Source organism: Streptomyces sp. A0958, assembly GCF_004795035.1.
In the GTDB taxonomy this organism is placed as follows: Bacteria; Actinomycetota; Actinomycetes; order Streptomycetales; family Streptomycetaceae; genus Streptomyces.
Map to the genome: position 1 here is coordinate 86,294 of NZ_SSBK01000012.1, position 16,794 is coordinate 103,087.

Consider the following 16,794-nt stretch of genomic DNA (forward strand, 5'->3'; position numbering starts at 1 on the left):
GGTCACCGGAGCGCGGTCAGACCGGTGGCCAGGGGATGGCGGGCCACTCGCCGCTCGGTTCCCGGTGCAGCCCGGTGGCCCTCAGGGCGCCCACACGGGCCCGCAGGGCCTCGATCTCGGCCGCAGTGATGAGTTCCCCCAGCCGGGTGACCAGCGCGGCCCCCGGCTCCAGTTCCGCGGCCAGCCGGTCCAGCACCTCGACGGCCTCGGCGGGCAGGGGCTCGCCCGCCCAGCCCCACAGCAGGGTGCGCAGCTTGTCGTCCGCGTGGAAGGTCACGCCGTGGTCGATGCCGTAGAGCCGGCCGCCGGGCGCGGGCAGCAGGTGCCCGCCCTTGCGGTCACCGTTGTTGATCACCGCGTCCAGCACGGCGAGCCGCCGCAGCCGCGGGTCGTCGGCGTGCACGAGCAGGGCGGTCCTCCCCTCCCCCACCTCGGCGAACGCCACGGCCTTCCAGCCCTCGCCGGGCTCCTCGTCCTCCACGAGCGCGAGCAGACCGGGCTCGTCCTCGGCCGGCGGCTCCGCCTCGATCCACAGCTGGCACATGCCCTGGCCGTAGGGCCCGTCCCGCAGCACGGTCGGCGGGATCAGGCCCCAGCCGGTCGTCTCGGATATCTCGTAGGCGGCCACCTCACGCTGGGCGAGGGTGCCGTCGGGGAAGTCCCACAGGGGCTGCTCGCCGGCCACCGGCTTGTAGACGCAGTGCGCCTCCTCGCCCTCGTACGCGACCGAGCAGTACAGCACCGCGTTGGAGGCCCCGCGCACCTGTCCGAGGACGGTCAGCCGGCCCTTGCCGAGCAGGGTGACCAGTTCGGCGTCGGTCAGGCGCCCCGGCGGTATCCGTTCTGGCGCGGGCATACGTGTCCTTCCGGGTCGAGCGGCAGGCTGCACAGGGGGCACGGCGGGCGGCCCGCGTTCACGACGTCCAGGGCGCGTTTGGCGAAGGCCCGGGCCTGGGCGCCGGTGAGCCGGACGCGGAGCATCGGCGGGCCGTTCTCCTCGTCCTGGAGCAGCCGCTCCTCGGCCTCGGCCAGGTCCTCGACGGAGTCGGCGTCCAGCTCGACCAGGGCCTGGGCCTCGACGATCATGCGCTGTTCCTCGCCGTCCCAGGCGAGCGCCATGGTGCCGACCCGGAACTCCTCCTCGACCGGGATGTCGAGGGGGGCGGTGTCGGTGACGTCCATCGGGGCGACGGCGGGCACCGGGGAGTTCCCGCCGGTACGCCGCACCACCTCGTCGAGCAGTTCGTCCACGCGCTCGGCGAGCGCGGCGACTTGGGTCTTCTCCAGGGCCACGCTGGTGACACGTCCGCCTGAGGAAGCCTGCAGGAAGAACGTACGACGTCCAGGCAGCCCGACCGTACCGGCCACGAAACGGTCCGGGGGGTCGTAGAGGAACACCTGACGGGACACGTCCTGTCTCCCTTGAGAATTGACGGCAGATGAGGGTGGGCCGGAGGCCTCGGGAAGCGTTCTACGGCGCGTCCACCCTACTGCGCGCGGCGATCACGGCGCCCCAGCGCCGCCCCCTACCGCCGCGTCCCGCGCGGCGTCGGCGTCCGGGCCCGGTTCGCGGGGCGCCAGCGCGGCGAGGTCGCCGGTGTCGCCGAGCCGCAGCAGGTAGGGGCGCAGCCGGGTGTAGCGGATCGCGGTGACCGAGCACGGGTCGGCGTGGACGCGCTGGAAGAGGTCCAGGTGCATGCCGAGCGCGTCGGCGACCACGGACTTGATGATGTCGCCGTGCGAGCACATGACGTAGACGGCGTTCTCGCCGTGCTCCGCCTCGATCCGCGCGTTCCACTCCCGGACCGCCTCGACGGCGCGCGCCTGCATCGTCCGCATCGACTCGCCGCCGGGGAACGCCGCGGCGGAGGGGTGCTGCTGGACCACGGTCATCAGCGGCTCGTCGCTGAGCTCCGCGAGTTTGCGGCCCGACCAGTCGCCGTAGTCGCACTCGCTGATCCGGTCCTCGGTGTGCAGCGGCAGCTCCGGGCGGGCTTCCAGCAGGGGGGCCAGCGTCTCCCGGCAGCGCTGAAGCGGGCTGCTGACGGCGGCGGCGAGTGGCAGGGCGGCCAGCCGTCCGGGGAGCGCGGCGGCCTGCTGGGCGCCGCGCTCGTCGAGCGCGACACCGGGGGTCCGGCCCGCGAGCACCCCGGCCGTGTTGGCGGTGGAGCGTCCGTGGCGTACGAGGATCAGGGTGGGCATGGGCTCCAGCGTACGGGCTGTCGCGCGCTCCCCGGCGGGCGTGCGACGCCCTGCCCGACGTGCGTGGAGAGCCGGGGCAGGGAAGAATGCGCGCCGTGATTGTTGACTGCGCCATCTACCGCGACGGACGCCGGACCGACGGCCCCGCCGACTTCTCCGACGCCCTCGCCCAGGCGCGGGCGGCCGGCGACGCGTTCCTCTGGATCGGCCTGCACGAGCCCACGGAGAAGGAGTTCGACCAGGTCAACAAGGAGTTCGGCCTGCACCCGCTGGCCGTCGAGGACGCCCTGTCCGCACACCAGCGGCCGAAGCTGGAGGTGTACGACGACTCGCTGTTCGCGGTGATCAAACCGGTCCTGTACGACCACGACGACGACACGGTGACCACCCATGAGCTGATGGTGTTCATAGGCGACTCGTTCGTCGTGACGGTGCGGCACGGCGAGGGGGCGCCGCTGGCCGCGGTACGCCGCCGGCTGGAGGCCGAGCCCGAGGTGCTCAAGCACGGGCCGACGGCCGTCCTGTACGCGGTCAGCGACGCGATCGTGGACCACTACATAGACGTGGCGGGCGAGCTACAGGTCGACCTGGAGGAGCTGGAGACGCAGGTCTTCGCGCCGAGCGGCACCGACGACTCCAAGAACACCGCGGCCCGCATCTACACCTTCAAGCGCCAGGTGCTGGAGTTCCGCCGGGCGACGGTCCCGCTGGTCGCGCCGATGGCCCGGCTGGCGAGCGCCGGGGTGCCGTTCGTCCAGGAGCACGCGCGGCCGTTCTTCCGGGACGTCCAGGACCACCTGACGCGCGCCAACGAGCAGGTGGAGGGGCTGGACCGGCTGCTGTCCGACATCCTGTCCGCGCACCTCGCGCAGATGGGGGTGCGGCAGAACGACGACATGCGCAAGATCTCCGCGTGGGCGGCGATGGCCGCGGTGCCGACGATGGTCGCGGGGATCTACGGGATGAACTTCGACCACATGCCGGAGCTGCGCTGGGTCGGGTCCTACCCAGCGGTGCTGCTGCTCATGGCGGGCGCGGTCATCGGCCTGTACCGCCAGTTCAAGCGGCGCGGCTGGCTCTGACGGGCCGCGGGCTCAGGCGTACTCGGGCGCCGCGGCCGCGGTCCCGCCCAGCGCGTCGCGCCGCTGGGGCGGTGCCAGGCTGACCATGCGGCGCCACCCGCCCAGGCGCTCGTACGCGTAGACGGCGCGGACACCCGCGGCGAGCAGCCCGGCCTTGGCCCGGGACCAGCCGAGGACCCGGCCCATGTGGTCCATCACGGCGAGGCTGACGTCGCGGTAGACGCGGATCTCGGCGAGCGCGCACTCGCGCAGGATGTGCTGGATCGTCCGGCCGTGCCCGCCCCGGGCGAAGCGCAGCAGCTCCTCGTGGCAGTACGCCAGGTGGTTGTCCTCGTCGTTCGAGATCATCCGCACCGCGCGGCCCAGCTCGGGGTGGTCGGCGAAGTACTTGCTGAGCAGCCGCATCTGCTCGGACGCGCGCTGTTCGGTGACCCGGCTGTGGGCCAGGTAGGTGATGATGTCGCGTTCGGTCAGGGGCTCGTCCCGGCCCAGCTGCTCGTGCGCGAGACCGATGCCGTGCCGCTCCAGCAGCATGGTGTAGTCGGTGTCCGGGGGGACTTCGGCGGGGGTCAGGCCGCGCTTCTTGAGCAGGGCGTTGAAGATCCTTCCGTGCTTGTCCTCGTCGGCGCCGTGCCGGGCGATCTTGGGGGCGAGGGGGCGCTGGCTCAGGGGCACGAGGGCCGCGATGCGCCCGTTCTCCCAGCCTCCCTGGGACTCCCCGCTGGCGGCGATGGAGCAGAACAGCCGGAACGACTCGTCGTTGTCGAGGATCTCCTGGAACAGGTTCTTTGCCGAGAGCATCACTGCCACCTCCGTGCCGGCGTCGCCGAGCGCCAGTCAAATGCGCCCGGCCCCGGCGGGCAACAGGAGCGCCCCGTGGCTGCGCCGAACGAGCGCCGCCCGGGTGCCGGCGGGACAGCATCGACGAACCGTTTTTGCACGAACCCGTAACCCGGCCGCCGCGCCCGCGTTGTTCCGCGTGACGGCCGTGGCGGGGAGGCCCCCGAGCCCCCACCACGGCCGTAGTGCCGCCTCCCCCTTGGCGCGGCCCCCGACCCCTACGCGACCCCTACGCGAGCCCGGCGCGCTCCAGGGCGTCCGTTCCGGCCCGCAGCGCGGCGATCCGCTCGTCGAGGGTGAAGCCGGCCGGCGCCAGGGTCAGCGTGGTGACGCCCACCTCCGCGTAGGCCTGCATGCGCTCGGCGATGCGCTCCACCGATCCCAGCAGCGTGGTCTGGTCGATCAGCTGGTGCGGGACGGCGGCGGCCGCGCCGCTCTTGTCGCCGGAGAGGTACTTCTCCTGGATCTCGGCGGCCTCCTTCTCGTACCCCATGCGCTGGGCGAGCCGGTTGTAGAAGTTCTGCTTCGGGCTGCCCATGCCGCCGACGTACAGCGCGGTGTAGGGGCGGAACATGTCGGCGAGGCCGTTGATGTCGTCACCGACGGCGAGCGGCACGGTCGGGCAGACGTCGAAGCCCTCCATGGTCTCGCCCGCCTTCTCCCGGCCGGCCCGCAGGTGGCTGACCGCGGTCTCCTCCAGGTGCTCGGCGGACGGGAAGATCAACAGGGCGCCGTCGGCGATCTCGCCGGTCTGCTCCAGGTTCTTCGGGCCGATCGCGGCGATGTAGAGCGGGATGTGCTCGCGCTGCGGGTGCACGGTCAGCTTGAGCGGCTTGCCCGGCCCGTCCGGCAGCGGGAGCGTCCAGTGCTGCCCCTCGTACGACAGCCGCTCGCGGGTCATCGCCTTGCGGACGATGTCGACGTACTCCCGGGTGCGGGCCAGCGGCTTGTCGAACCTGACGCCGTACCAGCCCTCGGAGACCTGCGGGCCGGACACGCCGAGGCCGAGGCGGAACCGGCCGCCGGACAGGGAGTCGAGCGTGGCCGCGGTCATCGCCGCCATGGCGGGCTGGCGCGCCGGGATCTGCATGATCGCGGAGCCGACGTCGATGGACTCGGTCTGCGCGGCCACCCAGGCCAGCACGGTCGGCGCGTCGGAGCCGTAGGCCTCGGCCGCCCAGCAGACGTCGTAGCCGAGCCGGTCGGCCTCCTGCGCGACGGCGAGGTTGTCCCCGTCCATCCCCGCGCCCCAGTAACCGAGATTGATGCCGAGCCGCATAGCCGAACCCCTTACTGATCAGTAACGTCCCTGAGCTCCGGACTCTAGCGCGCGGCCGTGCGATCCGGCAGGGGCCACCCCGGGCCCGGTTGTCCACAGGCCTGCGACGCGCGGGAGGCGCGGCCAGTAATCTCGGCGCCCATGGAGCAGAGGCATCTCGGCCGCACCGGCCTACGAGTGTCCCGGATCGGGCTCGGCACCCTCACCTGGGGCCGGGACACCGACGAGCACGACGCTGCCGAGCAGCTGAAGGTGTTCTGGGAGGCGGGCGGCACCCTGGTCGACACCGCCGACGTGTACGGCGGCGGCGAGGCCGAGTACCTGCTCGGGCGGCTCGTCGAGGGGCTGGTGCCCCGGCGCGACCTGGTCATCGCGACCAAGGCGGGCAGCGTGGCCGACGCGTACCGCAGGGTCGACGGCTCGCGCGGCCATCTGCTGGCGGCCCTCGACGCCTCGCTGAACCGCCTCGGCACCGACTACGTGGACCTGTGGCAGCTGCACGCCTTCGACCCGGTGACCCCGCTGGAGGAGACGCTCCAGGCCCTGGACCTGGCGGTGTCGTCGGGGCGCGCCCGCTACGCCGGGGTGTCCGGCTTCTGCGGCTGGCAGCTGGCGAAGGCCGCGACCTGGCAGCTCGCCGGGCCCGGGGCGCGGACCCGGCTGGCCAGTACGCAGATGGAGTACTCGCTGCTGCAGCGGGGCATCGAGCGCGAGGTGCTGCCCGCCGCGCTCGACCTCGGTGTGGGGCTGCTGCCCTCGTCGCCGCTGGGCCGGGGCGTGCTGACGGGCAAGTACCGATCCGGGACACCGGCCGACTCGCGCGGCGCCTCCGAACTGCTGGCGCCCTTCGTCGAGCCCTATCTCGACGACGCGGCGCGCCGCGTCGTGGACGCCGTGGCGACGGCGGCCGAGGGACTGGCCACGACGGCGCTCCAGGTGGCCCTCGCCTGGGTCAGGGACCGGCCCGGGGTGGCGGCGCCGATCGTCGGCGCGCGCAACGCGCGGCAGCTGACGGAGGCGTTGTCAGTGGAGGCGCTTAGTCTTCCTGACGAGATCTGCCAGGCGCTCGACGACGTGTCGGCGCCCGTGCACCGCTATCCCGACCAGGACTGGAGCACGCTGTGACTGCGCTTCCCCGGGGGGAAACCCCCGGCCCCTCGGCCACCGACGAGGACGGCGCCGCCGCCGTCCCGGACGAGCCCGCCGCCGAGCCCGCACCCGCCGCCGAGCCCGACGGCGCCCCGAACGGGAACGCAGGCGGCGCGGAGGGCGCGGACACGGGCGCGGAGGTCGCAGGCGGGGAAGGCGCGGACGTACAGAGCCCGGACGCGGAGGGCGCAGGCGCGGATACGCAGGGCACAGGCGCGGACGCCGGCGCCGCCCAGGGCGAGGCGGGCGACGCTCCCGCGCTCTCCGAGGCCGAGGCCGAGCTCGCCGCCCAGCGCGAACTGCGCGAGCGGATCGAGAAGCGCAAGGCCGAGAAGGAGGCCCCCATCGACGCCGGCGCGAAGCTGAGCGGCACGGCGGCCGATCTGCTGGCGGCCGTCCGGGCGGTGGAGAGCGGCGCGAAGCCCGCCACCGCCTTCTTCGACTCCCCCGCCCCGGCCCCCGCCCGCCGCGCCGCGCCCACCCCGCCCCCGGTACGCGAACGGCCCCCCGAGCCCGCCCCGGCGCCCCGGGCCGCCCCGCCCGAGGCCGTCGCCTCCGTGGCAGCCGTCCTGTCCGGGGGCGGCGCCCCCGGGGCCCTGGCGGAGCCCGCGGCGGCCCTGCTCGGGGACCGGGCCGCCGAGGTCCTGCGCGAGGACCCCTGGCAGCTGCTCGCGCTGCCCGGCGTAGGGCCCGAGCAGGCCGACGGCTTCGCCCGGGCACTGCTCGGCGCCGACTGCGGCCCCGACGACGAGCGGCGCACCGCGGCCCTGACCGGCTGGCTGCTGGAGCGCGCCGCGCTCCGGGGCCACACCGCGCTGGACGCGGACCAGGTGCGCACGGCCCTCGCCGGCCGTGGCGTGAGCGACCCCGAAGCGGCCGTCCAGCACGCGATCGCGAAGGGCGTCGTGCTGGTCTTCCAGGACGGTCCGGAGGGTGAGGAGGCCGGCGAGGAGACCGGTGGGACGGCCGACGACCACACCGCCACCGGTGAGGCGGCGGAGCCGGTGCGGGTGCTCCTGGGTCTCGACCGGTACGCACTGGCCGAGGAGAGCCTCGCCGACGGGCTGGCCCGCCTGGTCAACGCCTGCGAGAAGGACGCGGACTGGTCGCGGGCGGCCTCCGCCGCACCCTCTCCGTCGGCCGCCGAGCTGATCCGCGTGGCCGGCGCCCACGGGCTCGTCGCGCACACGGGCGGCGAGGCGGCGCGGGCCGAACCCGCCGCGCTGATCGCCGCCGCGCGCGGCCTCGGCCTGCGGGCCCTGGGCGCCGCGCACAGCGTGCACGGCAGGCAGCGGCTGGCGGCGGAGACGGGCGACGCGGAGTCCGCGGTCACGCTCGCGGGGCTGCTGTCGGGCGCCGAGGGCCCGGGGCGGGACGAGGAGGGGGCGCTCGCCGTCGACCTGCTCGTCGTGCTGGACGCGCCCCAACTGGACGTCGAGACCGGCGCGATGCTGGTGGAGTCCCTGGCCGACGGCGTCCGGCTGGTGCTCAGCGGCGACCCGGGCGTGCTGGGCTCGGCGGGCGCGGGGCAGGTGTTCGCCGATGTGCTGGCCGCCCGCGCCTGTCCCCGCGTCGTCTCCCGCACCCCGGACGCCGGCCCGATCGGCGAGCTGGTCTCGGGCATCGGCATCGGCGAGCTGAACCAGGTGGAGGCCCCGGGCAAGGAGGTCGTCATCGTCCCCGTGCGGGACGCGGGCGAGGCGGTGCACCGTACGGTGCAGCTGGTCGCCGACTCGGTGCCGCGTGCCATCGGGGTGCCCTCCGGCGACACCCAGGTCATCACGGTCGGCCACGGCGGTTCGGCGGGCACCCGGGCGTTGAACGAAGCGCTCAAGCAGCGGCTCAACCCGGGCCCCGGGCGCTTCGGCGGCTTCGACCCGGGCGACCGGGTCGCCCATGTCCCGGCCCCGGGGCGGACGGTGCCCGGCGTGGTCGTGTCGGCGGACGCCGAGGGCCTGCACCTGGACTGTGCGGGGACCCCGGTCGTCGTACCGCAGGAGCGGGTGGCGGCCTGCGTGCGCCACGCGTGGGCGCTCAGTGCCCATCAGGCGGCCGGGACGCGGTGGCCCGCCGCGGTCGTCGTGCTGCCGGGGGACGCGGCGGGCGGGCTGAGCCGGCCATGGGTCTACACCGCGTTCGGCCGGGGCGAGCGGCACCTGTCCGTGGTGCACGGCGTCGATCAGGCCCTGCCGCGCGCGGTGGCCGAGGTCACGGCCCAGGAGCGCACCACCCGCCTGCGCACGCTGCTGGAGGCCTCGCAGCCGCAGCAGGAGCAGTGACACGCAAGGGAGGCCCCGCGGACGCACCGGGCGTCCGCAGGGCCTCCGGGTCGCTTCCCGCCGGCGGTCAGCCGATGTTGTGCGCCGGTCCGTCCTCCCCCTCGTCGGGTTCGTCCTCGTCGAACACGGCGCTGACGTCGAAGCGGCAGACCACCAGCTGCGGGTCCGCGTCGTCGAACGGGGCGTCCAGCCACTCCCCCGGTTCCGGCAGCTCCTCCGCCGCCGCGACCCAGAGGGTGGAGTCGCCCTCCTCCAGGCCGAACTCCGTGTGCCGGGAGGCGATCTCGTCCGCCTCGTACTCCCCGAAGAGCACCCCCAGCGCCGCGTGGACGCTGCCGCCGACCACCGCCGCGCCCCCGCCGGCCCGGGCGTCCGGGTCGACGTCGGCGAGGCGCTGTGCCTGTGCGAGCAGCCGCTGGGGCTCCACCACCGCGTAGTCGCGGCGGATCAGCACGCTCAGCGCGTGCGGCTCCTCGGGGCCGTTGTAGGGCGGCAGGGAGTCCTGCGCGCCCGGGATCTCGAAGGGGGTGACCTCGTCGTGGCGGTCGTAGAGGAGTTCGTCGTAGACCTCGGCCGCGGCGGCCAGTGCGTTGAACGCGTCGTAGACAGCTGGGTCCTCGTCCCCCGACCGGCGTTCGACCGCCTCGAGGTGGTGGTCGATCGCGGCTTTGACCGCATCGGCGGCGGCGCGTACCTCGGCAGCGGTGGGCTGCGCAGCATCAGACATGGGGCAGACGCTATCCGTACCGGGGCTCTGCCCGCACAATAGATTCGATGCCGGAATACGAATTTGTCGACGTGTACGTGCCGCGCGGGGTGTCCCGGAAGGACACGGCCCGCCTGTTGACCGACCATGCCGAGTACGGGCACTGGGAGCTGGACCGCCTGACGCTGCGCCGGGACGGCAGCCGCCGCGTGCGGCTGCGCCGCCGGATCATCCGTCAGCTGCGGGCCACCTGGTGAGACCCGTGGACCGGCCGTAGGCCGTCCGAAACACGTGGAACGGGCCCCGCTGCTCGCGGGGCCCGTCCACTCACTTCGTCGTGCTCCGCCGGTGAGGGCGCTGCCGTCAGGCGGCGGCCTTCGCGCGGCGGTAGAGCACCGTGCCCGCGCCCGCGAGGAGCAGGCCCGCGCTCGCCGGGATGAGCAGGTCGAGCCCGCCCGCACCGGTGTGGGCGAGCTGCGGGACGTCCGTGTCGTCGGGCACGGTCTGCGGCTCGGGCGCGTTGGGGACGGTGGGCGGCGCCGGCGGGGTCACCTGGCGGACCGGGGGCTCCGGAACGTCGACCGGCGGCGTGCTCTCGTTCTCGCACGTGTTGCCCATCGCGGGGTTCAGCAGGCCGACGACGTCGATGCTGTTGCCGCAGGCGTTCACGGGAATGTCGATGGGCGCCTGGATCAGGTTGCCCGAGAGCAGACCGGGTGATCCCTGCGTGTGTCCCTGGGCGGTGGCCCCGCCCCCGCTGTCGCCGCGGGCGCCCCGGTGCTTCCCGCTGCCCGTCTGGCCGCTCTCGTGCGAGCTCTGACTGCCTCCGGCGTGGCTGCCTCCGGCGTGGCTGCCGCCGGTGTGGGTGCCGGACGTGCCCGCGCTGGAGCCGTGCTGGCCGGCGGACGCGCCGCCCGAACCGTTGGCGCAGGCGTTGCCCGCGGCCGGGTTGAGCAGTCCGACGACGTCGACCGTGTTGCCACACACGTTGACCGGCACGTTGACCGGAATCTGTACCGAATTCCCTGAAAGCACCCCCGGGGAATTCGATGCGCCGCCGACCGCTCCCGCGTCGGCGTGCGCGTAGCCACCGCTGAGCGCGAGAACGCCGCCCGCGGCCGCCATGGTGATCAGGCCTTTACGCGTGACCTGTCGCATAGGTGTTTCCTGCCTTCTACCTTCCGGAGTACCCCCGGACTCGACTGTGCGGAGGCAAAGGACCCGACGGCCCCGGGGCGCATGGAGTGCGCTCCGGGGCCGAGCGGGCTCAAACCCTTACGGGTTGACGCACGACGTCAGCCGTTGACGCAGACGTTCCCGAAGGCGGGGTTCAGCAGACCGATGACGTCGATCGTGTTGCCGCACACGTTCACGGGGACGTGCACGGGAACCTGGACGACGTTGCCCGAGAGCACGCCGGGGCTGCCGATGGCGGCACCCTGGGCGCCCGAGTCGGCGACGGCCATGCCGGCACCCGCGAGCACCAGACCACCGGTGACAGCCGCAGCGGCGACGATCTTCTTGATCATTATTCCTCCTAGTTGGCAAATGCGGTCCCAGCCGCGGACCGCATCACCTGTAACGAGGAGGAAGTAACGGGGCTACGAGTAGAACGCTCCATTCACTCGTTCCGGTTATATACGCACACCCTGGCGATTTCCGTCGTGGCGCGTCAGCTGTGGTCGATGAAACGGTCCAGGACCCGCGCACCGAATTTCAGGCCCTCGACCGGAACCCGCTCGTCCACGCCGTGGAACATGCCCGCGAAATCGAGCTCCGGCGGAAGCTTCAGCGGGGCGAATCCGAAGCAGCGGATGCCCAGGTCGTCGAACGACTTGGCGTCCGTACCGCCGGAGAGCATGTACGGGACCGCGCGGGCGATCGGGTCCTCCGCCTTGAGCGCCGTCTGCATGGCGTCCACGAGCGAGCCGTCGAAGTCCGTCTCCAGCGCCTTGTCGCCGTGCACGTCCTCGCGCCGGACGCGCGGGCCGAGGATGCGGTCGAGGTCGGCCAGGAACTCCTCCTCGTACCCCGGCAGGAAGCGGCCGTCGACGTGGGCGGTGGCCTGTCCGGGGATGACGTTCACCTTGTAGCCGGCGCCGAGCATGGTGGGAGCGGCGGAGTTGCGCAGGGTGGCGCCGATCATCTTGGCGATGCCGCCGAGCTTGGCGAGCGTGGCGTCCATGTCCTCCGGGTCCAGCGGAGTGCCGAGCGCGTCCGACAGCTCGTCCAGGAAGGAGCGCACCGTCTTGGTCACCCGCACCGGCCACGTGTGCCGGCCGAGCCGCCCGACCGCCTCGCACAGCTCGGTGATCGCGTTGTCGTCGTTGGTCATGGAGCCGTGGCCGGCCGTGCCGTCCACGGTCAGGCGCATCCAGTGCATGCCCTTCTGGGCCGTCTCCACCAGGTAGAGCCGCAGGTTCTCGTTGACCGTGAACGAGAAGCCGCCGACCTCGCCGATGGCCTCGCTGACGCCGTCGAACAGGTCCGGGTGCTTGTCCACGAGGTAGCGGGCCCCGTACGTGCCGCCCGCCTCCTCGTCCGCGAGGAAGGCCAGCACGATGTCGCGCGGGGGCTTGCGGCCGCTGCGCATGCGCTCGCGCACGACCGCCAGGGTCATCGCGTCCATGTCCTTCATGTCGACCGCGCCCCGGCCCCACACGCAGTCGTCCGCGATCTCGCCGGAGAAGGGGTGGTGCGTCCAGTCGCGGGCGTTCGCCGGGACGACGTCGGTGTGGCCGTGGATCAGCAGGGCCGGCCGGGACGGGTCCTCGCCCTCGATCCGCGCCACGGTCGAGGCCCGGCCCTTGTGGGACTCGAAGATCTTCGGTTCGAGCCCGACCTCCGCGAGCTTCTCGGCCACGTACTCGGCGGCCGCCCGCTCCCCGGGCCCCGAGTGGTCCCCGTAGTTGCTGGTGTCGATCCGGATCAGGTCACGACAGAGGTCCACCACCTCGTTCTCGGCGGTCTCACCCGAGCCGGTCCGGGCCGCATTGGTCTCGCTCACGCTGGTTCCTTCCACTGTCGCTGTGGTGCTCCCCCTCATCCTCCCGCGCCCCGCCCGCACACCCAAGGCCCCCCGCGCCCCGTCATGCGCCCTTCACACCGACCCGGGCGTGATCGAGCACCCTCCAATGTTTGCTATGGTTTTCCACGTCGGAACGGGCCGGGCCCGCGAGACAGACACCTTGTCCGGGTGGCGGAATGGCAGACGCGCTAGCTTGAGGTGCTAGTGCCCTTTATCGGGCGTGGGGGTTCAAGTCCCCCCTCGGACACCACTCACATCCCCACGGTTCTTCACGAACCGTGGGGATGTGTCGTTGTACGGCCCCTCCTCCCGCGGCCGGTCTCGCCGGAAGCCCCGTGATGAAGCGTTTCGCCGCTGACCAGCGTGCTCGCGGAGAGGGTGTAGCCGACCGAGGAGTGCCATGAGCCGCAACGACACCGACTCGCTGACCTGGTACGAGAATCCGGCCCCCGGCACCGGCACTCTGGCGCCGCGTTCCTGGTACGCGGCGTCCGACGCCCGGCGGCTGTCCCTCAACGGCCGGTGGGCCTTCCGCCACTCGCCGGGCGCCGACAGCGAGGACGCGTCGTTCGCGCGGCCGGAGTTCGACGCGTCGGCCTGGCCGTCGGTCGCCGTGCCCGGGCACTGGGTGCTCCAGGGCGCCGGCGGGGCGCCCGCGTACACCAACGTCGTCTATCCCTTCCCGGTCGATCCGCCGCGCGTGCCGTCCGAGAACCCGACCGGCGACCATCTGCGGACCTTCGAGCTGCCCGCCGGGTGGCCGGACGAGGGGGAGACCGTCCTGCGGTTCGACGGGGTGGAGTCGTGCGCGCGGGTCTGGCTCAACGGTGTGGAACTGGGCGATTTCAAGGGCTCGCGGCTGCCGCACGAGTTCGCCGTGGGCCCGCGCCTGGTCGTCCGGCAGCTGTCTGGAGGACCGGGACCAGTGGTGGCTGCCCGGCATCTTCCGTGACGTGACGCTGCTGCACCGCCCGCCCGGCGCACCCCGCGACTTCTTCGTGCACGCCGGGTACGGCCACCGCGACGCTCCGGGACGCTGCGCGTCGAGTGCGAGGGCGCCGAGGGGCGGGTCCTGGTGCCCGAGCTGGGTGTCGACATCGCGACGGGCGAGGCGGTGACGCTGCCGGTCGAGCCGTGGACCGCCGAGACGCCCCGGCTGTACGCGGTGGAGGGGCTGCGGCTGGATGTGTGGCGGGCGCCCACCGACAACGACAACGGGGCCTCGTGGCAGCCGGACGAGCGGTACGGGCTGCTCCGGCGGGAGTGGGGCCTGCACCGGATGCGCCACCGCGTCGACGCGGTGGACGCGGGCGCGGGCGCGCTGACCGTACGCACCAGGGTGGCGCCGGCCGGGACGTGGGGCTGCGCACCGTGTACCGGTGGACGACCGCCGGGGACCGGCTCGGGCTGACGGTGTCCGTGATGCCGGAGGGCGACTGGCGGGTGCCGCTGCCCCGGCTCGGCGTCCGGTTCGCGCTGCCCCGGGCGTACGGCGGGGTGCGCTGGTTCGGCGGCGGGCCGGGCGAGGCGTACCCGGACACGCGCGCGGCCGCGATGCTCGGGCAGTGGGTCCGGGGGGTGGACGCGCTCCAGACCAGTCGTGCGGGCCGGGCGTGCTGCCCGTGTACCGGCTGGACGCGGCGCCGGCGGAGTTCTCCTTCGTGTTCTCGCCGCTGGGCTGACGCTCCAGGGGCGGGCCCGGCACCGTACGGAATCGGTAACGGAGAGCACTCTGTGACGAGTTGGGCCCGCGACCCCCTTCCCCCGCGTGATCGGTGACGTCGTAGCATCGGCGTTTTGTGCGATCTTCGCTTCTTCGCAAGGGGGAATACGATGGGCAGCGGCCGCAGGCGACGGACCACGATCGTCGCCGGGGTGGTGGCCGGCGCGGTGCTCGCGACCGGCATCGGCCTGTGGGCGACGGACAGCTGGCCCTTCCGTGACAGCTACTGCTGGGGTGCGTGGAAGCAGAACAGCGGTGCGTCCTTCCTCGGCGAGGGAGCGCTCGGCAAGTCCGGCTCCGAACGCGGGTCCACCGAGACGGCGGCGCCCTCGGCCGCCCACCCGCAGGGTACGTGCACGGTGTACGTGACGTCCGAGATCGAGGACGACGACTCCGACGAGCCGCTGACCTTCAAGGAGTCGGTGACCCTGGAGTACGGCCCGCCCCCCGCGGGGGCCAAGGAGCGCCGGGCCTGGCTGGCCCAGTACTTCCACGGCTCTGCCTCCCCCCTGCCGGACGGGCTCGACGGGCTGGTCGCCGCCGACCGGGGGATGCTGGTGCTGCCGTCGACCTGCGACAAGGGCGGCCTGCCGACCGTGGTGACGATCCACAGCGAGAGCGTGGGCGACGGCCATCTCGGCAAGGTCGCCATGCCCTTCTCGATCGGCACCCGGCCCGCTGTCGGCCGGATGCTGCTCGATGCCGCCAACACCGGTATGGAGAAGGCCGGGTGTGCATCCGCACACCCTCTGCGCACGAGCGCCCCGATGGTGACGGTGGCCGAGAGCGACGAGAGGGCGCGCTCCCCGCTGTGCCGGATTTCGGGCGTCACCTTCGACTTCGGCGAGGGCTCGCGCTATTACCAGCAGGTCGGTGCGGTCACCGACCGGCTCCAGACGTGTTCGGTGGTGTGGAAGACCCTGCGGATGCCCGACGAGCCGTCCGCGCAGTACGTGATGACGAACCGGCACCGGATGGTCGACCTGTTCCAGGGGCTGCCGGAGGGCTCCGCCGAGGGCCTGGTGCGCCGGCGCTGCGACAACCGGCCGACCGTGTTCTACGGGCATGTGGAGACGGGCCTCAAGGGCCGGGGCCTCCCCGACGACCAGCGGGTGTTCGACCGCTTCGTCGAGTCCGTGGGCAAGCGCATCGGGTGCGGGAACGAGAGCGGGAGCGGTGAGGACGCGTGAACGAGGAGACGCACGAGGAGAGGAACGAGCGCAGGCACGAGGAGAAGCCCGTGACGGACACCGGAGACGGGACCGGGGCACCGGCCGCCGCCCCCGGGAGCCCTGCCGCCCCGGAGGGCTCCGCCGCCCCCGGGAGCCCCGCCGCCCCGGAGAGCCCCGCCGCTCCCGACGACGACACCGCGGCCCCCGTGCCCGAGGGCCCGCGGCCCTCGTTCGTCCGCCGTCTGGTGCGCAGCCGTACCGCCCGGGCGGTCACCGCGGCAGCTCTTGCCGGGGCGCTCGTGGGGGCCGGCGCGGTGGCCTGGCGCACGGACACGCTTCCGCTGCTCGGGCCCGCGCCCTGCTGGGACTCGCTCAGTAGCGGCTCCATGGACTCGCTGTTCGGTGACCGCAGGACCGAGGTCGAGGAGCAGTCGCTGCGCACCGACCCGATGAACGAGGGCCTGTCGTACGGCCAGTGCCGCATCACGGGTTACGAGGGCGACCGGGCCCGCCGCCAGGTGACCCTGAACGTGCGCCGGCTCGACGGCCTGCGGGGCTCCGACTCGCAGAGCTGGCCGAGCGAGTTCCTCTCCCCCGGCATGGTCTGGCTCGGTGATGGGCTGCCCGGCATGGCGTCCTCCACGCGCGCCTGGATCGCACTGCCGCAGGCCTGCACGGGACGCCAGGAGTTCACCGGGCCCACCGTGGTGGATATCGGCATGGGCCGGGCGGGCTTCGAGGCCTCCCGCGAGTACACCGTGCGGGACCGCAACGCCCTGACCGGCGCCCTCGTGGACGCGGCCAACGGCGTCATCAAGTCCTTCGGCTGCACCGGCACGTACGAGGAGCCGCGCGCCCTGCCCGCGCCGGTGACCTGGAAGGACACGGAGGCGACCGCCTTCTGCGGCATCAAGGGCTTCGCCGTCCCCCAGGCGTACCGCAAGGACCTGAAGCAGAGCCGCGTCGGCGGCGAGGGCGGACCGGCCCGGGTCTGTGAGGCGGGGACCAGTTTCGACGAGGTCTCCGTGCGGCTGACGACGGTGGTGGACCCGGCACTCACGGAGATCTACTCGTGGGACGCGCTGCGGTCCGGCGCACCCGTCAAGGGCACCGTCGGCTACGGCCGGATCGGCGGGAACCGGGCCGTGTACAACGCGGTCTGCCAGACCGGCCCGGTGGTGTTCGTCGTGGAGCAGCTGCGCCCGACGAGAGAGACCGGCTTCACGCTCACCCGTGACCTGCTGCCGGACTACGCGGCGGCGGAGGCCGAGCGGATCGGCTGCGGTCCGCTGAAGCTGACGTTCCCCCAGGCCTGACGCCCGCGCGGCGGCGCG

The 16,794-nt window shown here is 73.4% G+C and carries 15 protein-coding genes, 1 tRNA gene and 1 pseudogene; 8 read left to right on the plus strand and 9 right to left on the minus strand.

The window, feature by feature from the left end; genetic code table 11:
- Positions 1-16: 16 nt before the first annotated feature.
- From E6P78_RS14985 to E6P78_RS14995, 3 genes are all read right to left on the minus strand, one after another.
- Positions 17-856, minus strand: a complete 840-nt coding sequence (locus E6P78_RS14985) for an SCO1664 family protein (RefSeq protein WP_136204068.1) — start codon at positions 854-856, stop codon at positions 17-19.
- Positions 820-1,410: a DUF3090 domain-containing protein gene (locus E6P78_RS14990; RefSeq protein ID WP_018556125.1), complete on the minus strand. Its 591-nt coding sequence runs from the start codon at positions 1,408-1,410 to the stop codon at positions 820-822. The genes E6P78_RS14985 and E6P78_RS14990 overlap by 37 nt, the downstream gene beginning before the upstream one ends.
- 93 nt (positions 1,411-1,503) lie before the next feature.
- Positions 1,504-2,202, minus strand: coding sequence for a histidine phosphatase family protein (locus E6P78_RS14995; RefSeq protein WP_136204069.1), 699 nt, complete (start codon positions 2,200-2,202; stop codon positions 1,504-1,506).
- 86 nt (positions 2,203-2,288) lie between these two features.
- Here E6P78_RS14995 and corA point away from each other — a divergent pair, with 86 nt between their 5' ends.
- The gene (gene corA / locus E6P78_RS15000) at positions 2,289-3,284 is read left to right on the plus strand and encodes a magnesium/cobalt transporter CorA (protein WP_136204070.1); all 996 of its coding nucleotides are present in this window, start codon (positions 2,289-2,291) and stop codon (positions 3,282-3,284) included.
- A gap of 12 nt (positions 3,285-3,296) precedes the next feature.
- On the opposite strand, the gene E6P78_RS15005 is transcribed toward corA, so the two are convergent.
- Together E6P78_RS15005 and E6P78_RS15010 are read right to left on the minus strand one after the other, a co-directional pair.
- The gene (locus E6P78_RS15005) at positions 3,297-4,085 is read right to left on the minus strand and encodes a ferritin-like domain-containing protein (RefSeq protein WP_136204144.1); all 789 of its coding nucleotides are present in this window, start codon (positions 4,083-4,085) and stop codon (positions 3,297-3,299) included.
- Positions 4,086-4,353: 268 nt separating this feature from the next.
- Entirely contained in the window at positions 4,354-5,403 is a 1,050-nt protein-coding gene (locus E6P78_RS15010) for an LLM class F420-dependent oxidoreductase (protein WP_136204071.1), read from the minus strand.
- 141 nt (positions 5,404-5,544) lie between these two features.
- Between E6P78_RS15010 and E6P78_RS15015 the strand changes: the two genes are divergently transcribed.
- Together E6P78_RS15015 and E6P78_RS15020 are read left to right on the plus strand one after the other, a co-directional pair.
- A complete protein-coding gene (locus E6P78_RS15015; RefSeq protein ID WP_136204072.1) occupies positions 5,545-6,528 on the plus strand; it encodes an aldo/keto reductase in 984 nt (327 codons plus the stop codon).
- Positions 6,525-8,831, plus strand: coding sequence for an ATP-dependent RecD-like DNA helicase (locus E6P78_RS15020; protein ID WP_136204073.1), 2,307 nt, complete (start codon positions 6,525-6,527; stop codon positions 8,829-8,831). The genes E6P78_RS15015 and E6P78_RS15020 overlap by 4 nt, the downstream gene beginning before the upstream one ends.
- Before the next feature lie 67 nt (positions 8,832-8,898).
- Here E6P78_RS15020 and E6P78_RS15025 read toward each other — a convergent pair whose 3' ends face one another.
- On the minus strand, positions 8,899-9,558 hold the full coding sequence (locus E6P78_RS15025; protein ID WP_136204074.1) for a hypothetical protein: 660 nt from the start codon (positions 9,556-9,558) through the stop codon (positions 8,899-8,901).
- Between the two features lie 47 nt (positions 9,559-9,605).
- Here E6P78_RS15025 and E6P78_RS15030 point away from each other — a divergent pair, with 47 nt between their 5' ends.
- The gene (locus E6P78_RS15030; RefSeq protein WP_018103708.1) at positions 9,606-9,794 is read left to right on the plus strand and encodes a DUF5703 family protein; all 189 of its coding nucleotides are present in this window, start codon (positions 9,606-9,608) and stop codon (positions 9,792-9,794) included.
- 106 nt (positions 9,795-9,900) lie between these two features.
- Here the strand turns inward: E6P78_RS15030 and E6P78_RS15035 are convergent, their stop codons facing one another.
- From E6P78_RS15035 to E6P78_RS15045, 3 genes are all read right to left on the minus strand, one after another.
- Positions 9,901-10,695, minus strand: a complete 795-nt coding sequence (locus E6P78_RS15035) for a chaplin (protein WP_136204075.1) — start codon at positions 10,693-10,695, stop codon at positions 9,901-9,903.
- Positions 10,696-10,832: 137 nt separating this feature from the next.
- Positions 10,833-11,066, minus strand: a complete 234-nt coding sequence (gene chpH / locus E6P78_RS15040) for a chaplin ChpH (protein WP_136204076.1) — start codon at positions 11,064-11,066, stop codon at positions 10,833-10,835.
- A 143-nt stretch (positions 11,067-11,209) separates the two neighbouring features.
- A complete protein-coding gene (locus tag E6P78_RS15045; RefSeq protein ID WP_136204077.1) occupies positions 11,210-12,544 on the minus strand; it encodes a M20/M25/M40 family metallo-hydrolase in 1,335 nt (444 codons plus the stop codon).
- A gap of 183 nt (positions 12,545-12,727) precedes the next feature.
- On the opposite strand from E6P78_RS15045, the gene E6P78_RS15050 reads away from it, so the two are divergent.
- From E6P78_RS15050 to E6P78_RS15065, 4 genes and pseudogenes are all read left to right on the plus strand, one after another.
- A tRNA-Leu gene (locus E6P78_RS15050) sits at positions 12,728-12,815 on the plus strand.
- Between the two features lie 150 nt (positions 12,816-12,965).
- Positions 12,966-14,247 (plus strand): annotated as a pseudogene (locus tag E6P78_RS15055) (sugar-binding domain-containing protein).
- A 151-nt stretch (positions 14,248-14,398) separates the two neighbouring features.
- Positions 14,399-15,478 (plus strand): hypothetical protein, encoded by a 1,080-nt coding sequence (locus E6P78_RS15060; protein ID WP_136204078.1) that lies wholly within the window; start codon positions 14,399-14,401, stop codon positions 15,476-15,478.
- Positions 15,475-16,776, plus strand: coding sequence for a hypothetical protein (locus E6P78_RS15065; RefSeq protein ID WP_136204079.1), 1,302 nt, complete (start codon positions 15,475-15,477; stop codon positions 16,774-16,776). The genes E6P78_RS15060 and E6P78_RS15065 overlap by 4 nt, the downstream gene beginning before the upstream one ends.
- Positions 16,777-16,794 lie beyond the last annotated feature (18 nt).